Source organism: Pseudarthrobacter sp. WHRI 8279 (genome assembly GCF_040224115.2).
Taxonomy (GTDB): Bacteria; Actinomycetota; Actinomycetes; order Actinomycetales; family Micrococcaceae; genus Arthrobacter.
In genome coordinates this window covers 110,711-122,871 of the sequence record NZ_CP168163.1, presented here as the reverse complement: position 1 = coordinate 122,871, position 12,161 = coordinate 110,711, and the positions used below count along the sequence as shown (strand labels likewise).

General features: G+C 62.0%; 9 protein-coding genes and 4 pseudogenes. 8 read left to right on the top strand and 5 right to left on the bottom strand.

Translation table 11 applies throughout. From position 1 onward, the window contains the following. Window positions 1–2: 2 nt before the first annotated feature. Window positions 3–523 (bottom strand): annotated as a pseudogene (locus ABRP28_RS20630) (ATP-binding protein); the annotation flags it as partial. Window positions 524–566: 43 nt separating this feature from the next. Then, window positions 567–848, bottom strand: a complete 282-nt coding sequence (locus ABRP28_RS20625; protein ID WP_374153002.1) for an integrase core domain-containing protein — start codon at window positions 846–848, stop codon at window positions 567–569. Between the two features lie 85 nt (window positions 849–933). Between ABRP28_RS20625 and ABRP28_RS20620 the strand changes: the two are divergent. Together ABRP28_RS20620 and ABRP28_RS20615 are read left to right on the top strand one after the other, a co-directional pair. After that, window positions 934–1,344 (top strand): annotated as a pseudogene (locus ABRP28_RS20620) (helix-turn-helix domain-containing protein); the annotation flags it as partial. Window positions 1,345–1,363: 19 nt separating this feature from the next. Then, window positions 1,364–1,507, top strand: a pseudogene (locus tag ABRP28_RS20615) (helix-turn-helix domain-containing protein); the annotation flags it as partial. Window positions 1,508–1,543: 36 nt separating this feature from the next. Here ABRP28_RS20615 and ABRP28_RS20610 read toward each other — a convergent pair. Further along, window positions 1,544–2,791, bottom strand: coding sequence for an IS256 family transposase (locus ABRP28_RS20610; RefSeq protein ID WP_330193105.1), 1,248 nt, complete (start codon window positions 2,789–2,791; stop codon window positions 1,544–1,546). 100 nt (window positions 2,792–2,891) lie between these two features. Here ABRP28_RS20610 and ABRP28_RS20605 point away from each other — a divergent pair. Together ABRP28_RS20605 and ABRP28_RS20600 are read left to right on the top strand one after the other, a co-directional pair. Then, a pseudogene (locus ABRP28_RS20605) lies at window positions 2,892–3,068 on the top strand (helix-turn-helix domain-containing protein); the annotation flags it as partial. Window positions 3,069–3,555: 487 nt separating this feature from the next. Further along, window positions 3,556–4,581, top strand: a complete 1,026-nt coding sequence (locus ABRP28_RS20600; RefSeq protein WP_259460384.1) for a recombinase XerD — start codon at window positions 3,556–3,558, stop codon at window positions 4,579–4,581. Window positions 4,582–4,661: 80 nt separating this feature from the next. On the opposite strand, the gene ABRP28_RS20595 is transcribed toward ABRP28_RS20600, so the two are convergent. Further along, the gene (locus tag ABRP28_RS20595) at window positions 4,662–5,066 is read right to left on the bottom strand and encodes a PLD nuclease N-terminal domain-containing protein (RefSeq protein WP_374153001.1); all 405 of its coding nucleotides are present in this window, start codon (window positions 5,064–5,066) and stop codon (window positions 4,662–4,664) included. Between the two features lie 326 nt (window positions 5,067–5,392). On the opposite strand from ABRP28_RS20595, the gene istA reads away from it, so the two are divergent. Both istA and ABRP28_RS20585 read left to right on the top strand, forming a co-directional pair. Beyond that, the gene (gene istA, locus ABRP28_RS20590) at window positions 5,393–6,943 is read left to right on the top strand and encodes an IS21 family transposase (protein WP_350006263.1); all 1,551 of its coding nucleotides are present in this window, start codon (window positions 5,393–5,395) and stop codon (window positions 6,941–6,943) included. Next, entirely contained in the window at window positions 6,933–7,721 is a 789-nt protein-coding gene (locus ABRP28_RS20585; protein ID WP_350006261.1) for an ATP-binding protein, read from the top strand. Before istA ends, ABRP28_RS20585 begins: the two co-directional genes overlap by 11 nt. 925 nt (window positions 7,722–8,646) lie before the next feature. Here the strand turns inward: ABRP28_RS20585 and ABRP28_RS20580 are convergent. Next, entirely contained in the window at window positions 8,647–10,008 is a 1,362-nt protein-coding gene (locus tag ABRP28_RS20580; RefSeq protein ID WP_350006243.1) for an MFS transporter, read from the bottom strand. Between the two features lie 491 nt (window positions 10,009–10,499). Between ABRP28_RS20580 and ABRP28_RS20575 the strand changes: the two genes are divergently transcribed. Both ABRP28_RS20575 and ABRP28_RS20570 read left to right on the top strand, forming a co-directional pair. Beyond that, window positions 10,500–11,609, top strand: coding sequence for a LacI family DNA-binding transcriptional regulator (locus tag ABRP28_RS20575; RefSeq protein WP_374153000.1), 1,110 nt, complete (start codon window positions 10,500–10,502; stop codon window positions 11,607–11,609). 133 nt (window positions 11,610–11,742) lie between these two features. Next, window positions 11,743–12,063, top strand: coding sequence for a hypothetical protein (locus ABRP28_RS20570; protein ID WP_350006247.1), 321 nt, complete (start codon window positions 11,743–11,745; stop codon window positions 12,061–12,063). The last annotated feature ends 98 nt before the right edge of the window (window positions 12,064–12,161 follow it).

Genomic DNA, 12,161 nt, shown 5'->3' with positions numbered 1-12,161 from the left:
CGCTGCAGCAGCCTGACGGATTCTCCGCTGGTTTGGCAGACGTGGGCGTGGTGGAGCAGCCGGGCGACGGTGGGCGTGGCGATGGTCTTGGGCATGAGCTCGTCGAACCCGGCGGGGTGGATGTTGGAGCTGATGGCCAGGGACCGCTTCTCGTAGGCTGCATCGACGACGCGGTAGAACCCTTCTGCAGCGTCGGCGGTTACCGACAACAGGCCGATGTCATCGATGCAGATCAGATCGGCGTTGGTGGCCCGGTCGATGACTTTGTTCACGCTGTCATCGATGCGGTGCCGGCGCACGAGTGCGCCGAGGTGTTCCAGAGTCACCAGGACTCGGTCATGCCTTCGTCGATCGCTTGTTGCCCCAGTGCTTCGAGCAGCAGTGTTTTGCCGGTGCCGGAAGGCCCGCAGGCAATCAGGTTCTCCTTCCGCTTGACCCATTCGAGGGTGCGCAGGAACTGCGTCGTTGCCGCCGGCACCGAGGACAGCGCTTCGTCCCAAACGTCGAAAGTCTTGCCGGTGGTGAGGTGTGTCAAGATGTGAGACAGTCGGGTAGTTTCTTTTCGGTCAGGCAGCAGCGGGAAGCTGTTGGTTTCTGGTTGTGAAGTTGGCCATCGCCGTCGCCGGCGGCAGACCATCGTTGTTGGTGTGAGGCCTCCAGCGGTTGTAGAACACTTCGATGTAGCGCATAGTGGCCCGTCTGGCGTCTTGCCGCGTGGTGAAGCTGTGGTGAGGGTAAAACTCGTTTTTCAGCGATGAGAACAGCGATTCCGCCACGGCATTATCCCACCACACCCCGGTGGCCCCCAAGGACTGGCGCACAGCGTTTCCGGTGCACCGGGCGCCCATTTCCCGGGAGGTGTACTAGACGGATTCAACCGGTCGTCGCAACACCTCGATTCTGGAGGTAGCGATGGGCAGGCCAGCAGATTGGATGAAAGTGGCGACGGGCAGGCCTGTCATGAAATCGCCAGGGAAGCCGTCGTTGAGGCGGGACACCGAGCGGGCGTTCTGGCGTGAGATCGCGACTGGGTGTACGAGCGAGCGGGCGGCGATATTGGCTGGCGTGTCGCAGGCGGCCGGAACGCGCTGGTTCCGGGATCGTGGCGGCATGCCGACGTTCCTGCTTGCCCCGCTCAAAGGCCGGTACCTTTCGTTCGAAGAACGTGAGGAGATCGCGCTGTTGAACGCGCAGGGCACCGGTGTGAGGAAAATTGCCCAGGAATTGAAGCGGAGCCCGTCAACGATTTCACGGGAACTGCGCCGGAACGCAGCTACTCGCGCTGGGAAGCTCGATTACCGTGCGTCTGTTGCGCAATGGAAGGCAGAACGGTTCGCTCAGCGGGCGGCGGCTCTCCGAGCTCATGGCAGCACGGGGACTGCACAACACCACCGACCTCATCCCTCTGCTGGCCGAGCGCGGCATCACCTTGTCCCGGCCACAGGTCTACCGTCTCGTCAACCAGAAACCCGAACGCGTCGCGCTGCGGGGGTGTCAAGTTTTCTGTGTAAGGGACCGGTCGGTTATCCGGTCTGCCGGGTGGTCAGATCGGAAGTCGGTTGGGGAATTGAACGGCGAAAGCGTTCAGTGCCTGGTGCCAGCCTTGGGTGCCTGTTCCGAGCTCGCCGCCGCGGGTGGTCTCGATGTTTCTGATCCCGAGGTAGACCAGCTTGATCGCGGCCTCGTCGGAGGGAAATGAGCCCCTGGTTTTGGTGATCTTCCTAAGTTGGTAGTTGATCGATTCGATCTGGTTCGTGGTGTAGATGACTTTGCGGATCTCCGGGGTGAATGCCAGGAACGGGGTGAAGTCTTCCCATGCGTTCCGCCACGCCAGCACCGCCCCGGGAGCCGTGGTCTGCCAGGTCTCCGCGAAGGCCTCCATGGCCAGTTCGGCCGCCTGCACGGTCGGTGCGGTGTAGATCGGGCGCATGTCCCGGGCCATGGCTTTGCGTGCACCGTAGGAGGCGTATTTCATGGCCGATCGCAGCAGGTGCACCACGCAGGTCTGCACGACGGTCTGGGGGTAGATGCTGTTTACCGCTGCCGGCAGTCCGGTGAGCCCGTCGCAGCACAGGATCAGGATGTCGGCGGCTCCGCGGTTACGGATTTCGGTGAGCACGTTGGCCCAGAACTTCGCCCCTTCGCTGGTGCCCAGCCACAGGCCCAGGACCTGCTTGCGGCCCTCCACGTCCACGCCCACGGCCACGTGGCAGGCCTTGTTCACCACGACGCCGCCGTCCCGGATTTTCAACCAGATCGCGTCGATGTAGACGATCGGATACACGGACTCCAGCGGCCGGTTCTGCCATTGGGCGACCTCATCGGCGATCACGTCGGTCACCCTTGAAATCGTCGCCGCGGAGACCTTGGTCCCGTAGATCTCATCGAGATGGGAGCCGATGTCCCGGGTGCTCATTCCGCGGGCGTAGAGGGACAGGATCATGTCTTCGACCTTGCCCAGCCGGCGGGCCCGCTTGGGCACGATGACAGGTTCGAAGGAGCTGTTCCGGTCCCGCGGCACGGTGACCTGCACCGGCCCTTGGAGGGTCTGCACGCTCTTGGTGGTCTTGCCGTTGCGGGAATTTCCCGTGCCCTGCCCTGCGGGGTCCCCGGACTCGTAGCCGAGGTGGTCGCTCATCTCCGTTTCCAAGGCCCGTTCCAGGACCGCACGGGTCATCCGGGAGAGGAGCTCCTCAACACCGTTGCGGCCCTCACCGAGGTCCTCCGCAGCCGTGACGAGAGCGTCGATCTGATCGGCGCTCAAAACGCCTTCAAGGGGGTTGGTGGTCATACTGATTTCGGCCAAGAGGGCCCGTCCTTTCAAGGTGTGAAACCGCAGGTCACACCCTAGTTAGAGACCGGACCCTTACACACTCAATGAAACACCCTCCGCGCTGCAGGTCATCGCCGCGATCTGCGACATATTCTCCTGCGGACCCGAGGACCTCATCACCGTCACAGCCGCCGACGCCCGCGCCCGCAAAACCGGAACCAGCGCCCCCAACGTCGTTGACCTGAACCGCACCGTCAGGCCCCGCCGGGCACGCATCATCGACGATGACCACTGACAAACCCGAAGGCCTCAGCCCCCGCAGCACCAGCCGCGGCCGGCCCCGCACCACCGGGACCGCGACGTGCGCACGCTGCCGCCGGGCCGCCGGCCGAACACGCGCCACCTGGCCCGAAGGCCGAATCTGCGGTCCCTGCTTCACCACCGCCACCCGCACCCAGGGGACCTGTCCGGAGTGCGGCCAGCACAGACTTCTACCAGGACCACCAGAGAGTAGCGGAGGGCCACGCTGCGCGCCCTGCGCCGGCATCCTCCATGACTTCCACTGCGTCCGCTGCAATGTTGAAGGTGAGTTCTACCGTCGCGGTATCTGCGCCCGATGCGCTCTCCGGGAGGACCTCAACGAACTACTGTCGCCAGGCTCCTCTGGCCCCGGCCCCGAAACAACCCGCAAAATTGTTGATGTCCTCTGCAAAGCAGACCGGCCTGAAAGCATCATCACGTGGAAGCGCTCCCTTAAAGTCCAAGCCCTCCTCGGCTCTCTATTGAGAGGGGAGACTCCGCTGACACACGAAGGACTCGATGCCGCGGCTGAGTCAGCGAACCGCGAAGCCAATCACCTGCGCGCCCTGTTCATTCATCACGGACTCCTCCCCTACCAAGACCCGTATCTGGCCCGGTTCGAGACCTGGGTTGACGACAAGCTCCGCGACTTGCCCGAGGAGGTCGCCAAACCCGTCGCACAGTTCGCCACGTGGCATCACCTCCGGCGCATCCGGTCCATCACAACACCGGAGAAGAGCGCTCAGGCCCCGGTGCACTCCGCCAAACAGGAGATTACGGAAACCATCAAGTTCCTGGACTGGCTCTGGGCTACCCATCAGCGGACCGCGGCGAACTGCACCAAACAAGACATCGAAACCTGGCTCGCCACCGGTCCCACGACCAGAAAAGCCATCCGCACCTTCATCGTCTTCATCAAGAACACCGGCACAAACCACCGAGTGGACATGGGCCACTACACTGCCAAGACCCGCCCCGCGATCCCCCAGGACCAGCGCGTGGCCTGGCTCCGGGAACTACTCACCGGCACCAGCGAGTCCCTGCCTTACCGAGTCGCCGGCATCCTGCTGCTTCTATTCGCCCAACCGCTCGTTCGGGTCGCAAAACTCCGGACCGACGCTATCGAAACCAATGAAACCACCGGCAACATGTGGATCACCTTCAGCGCGCACCCGGTGCCCATTCCCAAACCCTTCGCCGAATTGCTTCGAGAGCACCTTAAAAGCCGTCCGAACCTCAGAACAGGATCAGACACGCAAAGCCCCTGGCTCTTCCCGGGGACCCGAGCTGGCCAACCCCTGCACCCAAACGGCATCATGGACAGGCTCCGAAGGCTGGGCATCGACCTTCGCGGCGCACGTAACTCGGCTCTCGACGAACACCTCTTAGTCTCACCACCGCCACTGGTCGCCGACGCACTCGGATACAGCCACCAAATCGCTTTCCTCCACGCCGATGCGGCAGGCGACGCCTGGTCCCGCTACGTCAACCTCCGGGCTAAGCCATGACCAAATTGGTTCTCCGGCCGGATTAGGCGTCGCTGTTCCAGCGAACCAGGACCAACGAACCAATATTTCGCCGGGCATCGTCACAAGGTGCTGGATAGCCTTGGCTTTGCGTAGAGCCACGCAATTACCCCGAACAGCGGCACGAAGGCCATCACAAGCACCCACACAATTCTAGAAGCTGGGTCTAAACGAATATCCCCTAAAACATCCCACATGCCCCAAACGATGGCCGCCAAGATGAAAGTTGCGGAAACCCCGCCAAGTATGGCCAACGCCCATTGCCAAAGTTCCACAATTCCCCCGTTGATCGTTCTGACACGTTGAGAATTCAGCAAAGCACGCACTGGCCAAAAGAGATAGGGAAAATGTGTCCTGACGACAGATTCTGCCGTTCGGGAACCTGCTTGTCCCAAGGAGTCCCCTGAACGCCCGTCTTTGGTCTCCCTTGTCGACTCTAAGGCGGGGTTCGATCTAGGAATACGCATGCCTCTGATCCGCAGGGATGCCAGTAGCGGCTGAGAGGGGCTCCCCAAGGCCTGTGGCAGCATCGTCGATGGTTCCTCCCCCAGGTGTAAGCGGCAACTTTAAACTGACCGGAGACGGCAAAACTGGTTGACCGTTCGCGGCAGTTGTTTTGACCAGCGGCGGCAAGCATTTTTGGACAGCAGTAGGCCACGGTGTGTGGCTGGGCGTGCTGGGATTCCTCTTGTCCATCCCTCGTGTCGTTACGGGGAGAGCCCCTTCCTTCCGCGGTGAAATGGCGATGCCAATCGTCTGTATTTCACCCGTTGTGGGGAGGAAGGGGCTCGTTGTGAAGTCTCCAGGAGAGTTCATGGAAATTTTAGCTGCTTACGATTTAACCCGGTCGTACCGGGATGCCGCGAAGATCTGCGGCGTCTCACACAACACGGTGCGCGCTTATGTGAAAGCCCGCCAGGACGGTGCGCAGGCGCCGGTGGCCCGGCAGCGCGGCCGGATGACTGACCCGTTCCTGCCACAGATGATCTCCTGGGTCGAGCAGTCCCGCGGGAAGATCCGCGGCGACGTGGTGCATGAGAAACTCGTCGCTTTGGGGTTCACCGGGTGTGAGCGGACGACCAGGACCACGCTGGCTGAACTGAAGGCGAAATACCGTGCACGGAACGTGCGTGTGCACCGTCCTTGGACTCCTGAGCCGGGTCTGTGGTTGCAGTATGACTACGGCGACGGTCCCATCGTGGACGGGGTCAAGACTGTGCTGTTCGTGGCCTGGCTGGCGTTCTCCCGGTTCCGGATTGTGATTGCTTTGCGGGATAAGACCATGCCGAGCGTGTTCGCCGCCCTCGACCGGACGTTCCGCCTGATCGGCGGGGTCCCGACCTACATTTTGACCGATAACGAGAAGACCGTCACGGTCGAGCACGTCGCCGGGATCCCGGTCCGCAACCATCAGATCGTGGCCTTCGCGAGGCACTACTCAACCTCGCTGCAGACGTGTCTGCCGGCGGACCCGGCCTCGAAGGGCGGGGTGGAGAACGCGGTGAAGATCGCCAAAGCCGACATCGTCCCGAAAGAGACCAACCTCCTGCCCGAATACCGGTCCTTCTCCGAGCTGGAGGCTGCCTGCGAGGCGTTCATGGAGGAGGTGAATTCGCGGGTGCACCGGGCCACTCTCGAGATCCCGGAGGACATGCTCCGGGTTCTCGAACAGCCCCGGTTGCACCCGGTTCCGGCGACCCCGGTGACAGCGAGTTTCGGCCATACCCGGCAGGTCCCGCCGAACATGCCCATGATCACCTTTCAGCAGTCCCGGTACTCCGTCCCGCACACCCTGATGGGTCAGATGGTGTGGGTGCGGGGCACCGAGACCGAGGTGATCATCGTCCACGTTGGGGACTCCGGCCCGGTCGAGGTCGCCCGGCATAAGCTCACCCGCCCCGGCACCCCCGCGATCATCGAGACCCACTTCCCGCCGGCCCCTGCAGGGGCCCTGGAACGGGTGATCCGCCCGACGAACAAGGCAGAGGAGGAGTTCTTGGCCCTCGGCGCCGGAGCCGCGCTCTGGCTCAAGGAAGCCGCTGCCGCGGGTACCCAGAAGATCCGGCACAAAATGGAACGCGCTGTCACCCTCGCCAAGGTCCTTGGCGTCGACGAGGTCGACAAGGGCCTGGGAGCGGCAGCGGTGCACCAGCGCTTCACCCACGAGGACCTGATCTCCATCGTCAACACCGGCAACGGCAAAAGCCACACGACCGGCGCCACCCACACCGTTACCGACCAGGGCCGGTGGCTGAGTCAGGGCACCAGCGCCTGGGCCAACTTCGGCACCACCCCTAACACCACCACTGATCAAGACTTTGAAGGAGCCATCGATGAGCGCTAACACCATAACCCCGCCCCTGGCTGACGCGGCGGTGGAGAACGTGATCGCACTGATGCGCACGACCCGGATGCCACACGCCCGGGCCGTGGTCGCCGAGGTCCTTGCCACCGCCAAAGCCCAACGCTGGGACCCCACCGAAGTCGTCCGCGTCCTGCTCGAAGCCGAAGCCACCGGCCGGAACGCCTCGATGCTGGCCACCCGGCGCAAACGTGCCGGATTCCCCACAGGGAAGACCTTCGATGTCTGGGACGAAGCCCTCTCCACCCTGCCGGCTGCAACAACGTCGTTCCTGCGGACCCTGGAATGGGTCCGGCGGCGGGAGAACCTGATTGCCTGCGGGCCCTCCGGCACCGGCAAGACACTGCTCCTGGAAGCCCTCGGCCAACTGGCCATCGATCAGGGCATGTCCGTGTCCTGGCTCAGCATGGAAGACCTCGGCGCCCTGGTGCGCCGGCACCGCATCGACGACAGCGTCAACAAAGCCATCACCCGCGCCACCAACGTGGACCTGATCTGCATCGATGACATAGGCCTGCTGCCGGTCTCCGCGGACGCAGCCGAGGGCTTCTACCGCGTCGTGGAAGCCTCCTACGAAAAGCGGTCCCTGGCGATCAGCTCGAACATCCACCCCTCCGGGTTCGATGAACTCATGCCCAAAACCATCGCCACCGCGACCGTTGACCGGCTCCTCCACCACGCCCACCTCTGCCAAACCAGCGGCGAGTCCGTCAGGCTCATGCAAGCCCAAAACGGGAAAGGCACCCGCCCCATGAACTAACCCAAAACCCGGTCAGGCGCCCCAAAACCCGGCACGCCCGGGGCGCCTGACCCTGTCCAAAAATACTTGCCGTGACCGGTCAATCACCTGCCGCCAACGGGCAAACCAACCTGCCGCCACCGGTCATTCCTAGGTTGCCTTTGACACCCAGGAGTGCGTAAGCAGGAGTAATTCACCAGCGCGGCCGCATGAGGGTAGAGGGCTTCATCAAAGAAACAGCGGCCGATTTCATACCGGACTATGCCTCCCTGGCGGGCGAACGGGCCAGTCGCAAGGCTTCCTCCTGTAGCCGCGCGGCCTCGTGCCACCGGCACTGGCGCTGATATGCGTGGGCAAGCACGAACAGGGGACGGAACCGGTCTACCGACACCCCGAGCAAAAAACGACCCTCGGAAACAGCATGTTTCCCTGTCCAGCAGAGAGCGTGCCCAAACCCGCTCCAAGCTGGGATACTCCCCCAACCTCGCCGTCATAGCTGCACGGTCAAGGGCCACGTCCTGCAACGTGAAGGGATTGGTGCGCCAGATTTCTCCCTCAGCACCCGCTAATCTGCCGCCCTTTCCGAAGGCGCCGGTCGTCATCAGTTGCCAGCTCAGTGCCACTGCCTGCCCGGACCACAGCGAGCATGACCCACTTGGCGCCCCTGAGAACGGCCGATCATGCGCCGAGGTGACGACGGGCTGTGCAGGCTTTGAGGATATCGGGGCGAAAGTCAATATCCTCAAAGCCTAACGGGCACGCTGCATCGCTATCTCCCCCTCGGGCTGCCGTGGGTGTCGTTGAAGGCTGCTTGCCGGTAAGAGTCAATTTTAGGATGAGCCCGAGATCCTGCATGGTCAGCGCGGCAAGGCGGTTCTTGCCGTTGAACTCTTGTATACGAAGTTCAGGAGTTCAACGAGTTAATGGGCTTGGGGAGCTGGGCAGCTCAAATCGCTGCCCCTTGGTGAGTGCTGGCTGCAGGCTCGGTGACCGAAGGGGCATCCGTGCCTTCGCTATGTGCGACGTGTTTGATGAAAAAGGAGGCCACGATCGAGATTGAGGCACAGCCGGCGACATAGGCTGCGATGGGCCACCACTGTCCACCGCTGATTTCGAAGAGCCATGCCGCGATGATCGGGGCCGTGCCGCCGAAGATCGCTGCACCGAGCTGATAGCCCAGTGAAGCGCCGGTGTAGCGGACCTCGGGGGCGAAGTTCTCTGCGATCAAGGTGCCCAGAATTGCGTTGACGCTGCCCCAGAGGAGACCAAAACCGACAATGGTGGCTGCGAACAGCCCCCAGGTCGCCCCTGTGTTGAGGACGAAGTAGTAGGGCACGACCAGAAGGAGTGTTGCTGTTGCCGACCAGCGGTAGAGCGCCGCGCGCGGAATGTTGTCCGATATGCGGCCGAAGACGGGCATCCAAATTGTTGCCACGATCGCCGCAGCAGCGACGGCGAGGAGCACCACGTTCTGGCGTGCTCCCAAAACATCCGTAGCGTAGGCAATGATGTAAGTGCCGAAGATGTAGAACGGACCTGTCTCCGCGGCCTTCGCGCCGATCGAGACGAGCACGGCACCCCGGTGCTTGGTAATGACCTCCTTAAAGGGCAGGCGCAATTGGGCGCCCGCTTCTCGCACGCGCTTGAACTCGGGAGTCTCGTCCAGGCCGTTACGAATCCAGAGGCCGACGAAGACGAGAACAACACTGGCAATGAATGGGACGCGCCAGCCCCAAACATAGAACTGACCATCCGGGAGAAGGGTGAGGAGAGCAACAACACCGGCAGCGAGCAGCATGCCCAGGCTGATCCCCATCTGTGGCACGGCACCATAAAGGCCACGGCGGTTCTTGGGCGCATACTCATAGGCGAGGAGAAGCGCACCGCCCCATTCGCCACCAATGCCCAGCCCCTGGAGGATGCGGCACAGTATGAGCAGGATCGGCGCGGCTATGCCGATTGCAGCATAATCAGGCAGTAGTCCGATGGCGACCGTTCCGCCTCCCATAAGCATGAGGGTGATGAATAGAGTCTTTTTCCGACCAATGCGATCGCCGATGTGAGAGAAGATAATGCCGCCCAAGGGGCGGAAAAAGAAGGTGAGAGAGAACGAGGTGTAGGCCAGCAGAGTCGATATGAATGGGTCGTCGCTCGGGAAGAAGAGCTTGTTGAAAACCAGTGCGGCAACGGTGCCGTACACAAGGAAATCAAACCACTCAATGACGCTGCCAATAAGGCTTGCAAACAGCACTCGATAGTTCAGCCTGTCTTCGCTCTTCAACTTTTCTGGGGATGTGGTGGTCGTCAAGGATGTTTCCTTCGGGAATCGAATGGTGTCCAACGCTCTAGTGTGGTCAGACCACAAGGAACTGTAGGCTGTGACTGACGACACGTCAAAACGATGCGCGATCAAATCCGCCTCGCTTACCCGCTATCTGCGGGACGTCCGTTCCGAGCCCGTCCCCCTTGGCGTTGCCCGATGCCGTCGAGCAGGATCGCGTCATCACTGCTGCCGCGAAGCCTGTCATGCCATCCAAAAGGCCTCAACTGTCTTGCGCACTCGTAACCAGACCCTGCAGCAGCTCAATTTCGTGGGCATGATCTCCGATCGTTATGGCACGAATCAAGAATCAGTCCCTGATGAACTCATAAGAATTAGGACTATGCAATCACTTATGCCCTTTGGAAGGGGCAGCGTGACTTCGACTTACAGCACTGCACCTATGAACCGGTTCAGAGTTCGCTAGAATCGTATCGTGTCCTTTTGGCGGCGGCGACGGACGTCGGACAGGGACGTCCATGAGGGCGGGCGCGGAAGGGACCGAAAGCCGAAGGAGAAATATGGTACTGGCGACCGGAGCCGATCCAAGCGACGCAACCAAGGACTCCGATGTCCGACGGACTGTCGGAGTGCGGGACGTCGCGAAGAGGGCCCAAGTCTCTCTCGGAACCGTCTCGAACGTGATTAACACTCCAGATAGCGTTCGGCCTCGTACACGGGCGCGCGTAGAAAAGGCCATGAGCGAACTCGGCTTCGTCGGCTCGCGCGCCGCCGGCCAGCTCCGCAGTAGGAAGAGCGGCCTCGTCGGCGTCGTTCTACCGGACGTCGGGAACCCCTACTGGGCGGACGTCCTGCGCGGCGTTGAATCCGTGCTCGAGCGTCAGGACCTTACCCTCGTCGTCGGATCGACTCACCAAGACCCGTCGCGACAAAGTAGGCTACTCAGAGCGCTCACACAACAAGGTGTTGACGGACTGCTCGTCGCCCCCATCGACAAGCTCCGCAGCTGGGAGCCGTTCGGAGACCGCCGGCTCGGGGTAGTCGCCCTGGAAAGTGGCGCCGAGCCCGACGTCGGAAGCAGCATCAGCCTCGACAACGTTGGCGGAGCTCGTCAAGCCATTACGCACCTTCTCGAACTGGGGCATCGTTCGGTCGTGTTCATCAACGGGCCTCGAAGCGTTCCCTGGTGCGTCGAGCGACGCGAAGGCGTGCTCGCCGGCATTCAAGCAGCCGGCCTGAAGGCGAGCGAGGTGCTGATCGAAGTCGAAGTGGCCGACCTGACGTCGGCGAATGGATTGACCGCGACCGACAACCTGTGGGGCGTGTACCAGCCGACGGCCGTCATGTGCGCGAATGACCTCGTCGCGCTCGGCGCTCTGCTGTCGCTGCAACGCCGCGGGCTGAGAGTGCCGGAGGACGTGTCGTTGATCGGATATGACGACGTTGAGTTCGTCGAAGCGCTGCGCCCGTCGCTGACTACAGTCCGGCAGCCCTCCTTTGAGGTCGGAGTGATCGCCGGACAGATGCTCCTGAGTGGTGCTGCCCGCGACGGTGGCGAGCGGGAGCTCCTGACGCCGTCGCTCATAGTGCGCCAGTCGACCGGGCCGGCGCCTCGGGCCAGCATGTAACGACCGACTTTAAGATGCCCGCCTAAGGGTTGTGCGTGCCTCAGTAGGACAGTATCGATCCCGACGTTTAAGGCCTTGTGGTACGCGGTGCGCACGTCTGCACGTAGTGGCCCCAGATACCAGCGTTTCTTGGGTGAGACCTGCATCCGACTTCGACAACATCTACGCGTGCTTTTCATCACGTTTGACAAACCGGCATGGCACGACGGAAAATCGAACCGGTTCAAAAATGAACCGGTTCATCATTGTCCAACGTCGTCGCTGGACGACTGCCCCGGAGGATCTTATGACAAGGACGTCGATTACTCGTCGCGAGTATGACGAATGGGTGCGGGAGGCTGCCGCCCTCGGCAAGGCCCTTCGTTACCCGATTACCGAAGAAGTGGTCAACGACTCAGCTGGCATCGTCTTCGGCGCCGACCTGATCAGCACGATGCCTCGTCATAGGAATTGAGAGGGGTTGACGAACCTCACATTTTGCGACATCCTCTTGAATACAGAAACATTCTCTGCAAAACAGAGAAGTGACATGCGGGCCCTACGAAGGAGACC

Coding starts and splice junctions, on each gene's coding strand:
- ABRP28_RS20610 (WP_330193105.1), bottom strand. CDS start 2,791: ATGACCACCAACCCCCTTGAAGGCGTTTTGAGCGCCGATCAGATCGAC.
- ABRP28_RS20625 (WP_374153002.1), bottom strand. CDS start 848: ATGGGCGCCCGGTGCACCGGAAACGCTGTGCGCCAGTCCTTGGGGGCC.
- ABRP28_RS20585 (WP_350006261.1), top strand. CDS start 6,933: ATGAGCGCTAACACCATAACCCCGCCCCTGGCTGACGCGGCGGTGGAG.
- ABRP28_RS20575 (WP_374153000.1), top strand. CDS start 10,500: ATGAGGGCGGGCGCGGAAGGGACCGAAAGCCGAAGGAGAAATATGGTA.
- ABRP28_RS20595 (WP_374153001.1), bottom strand. CDS start 5,066: ATGCGTATTCCTAGATCGAACCCCGCCTTAGAGTCGACAAGGGAGACC.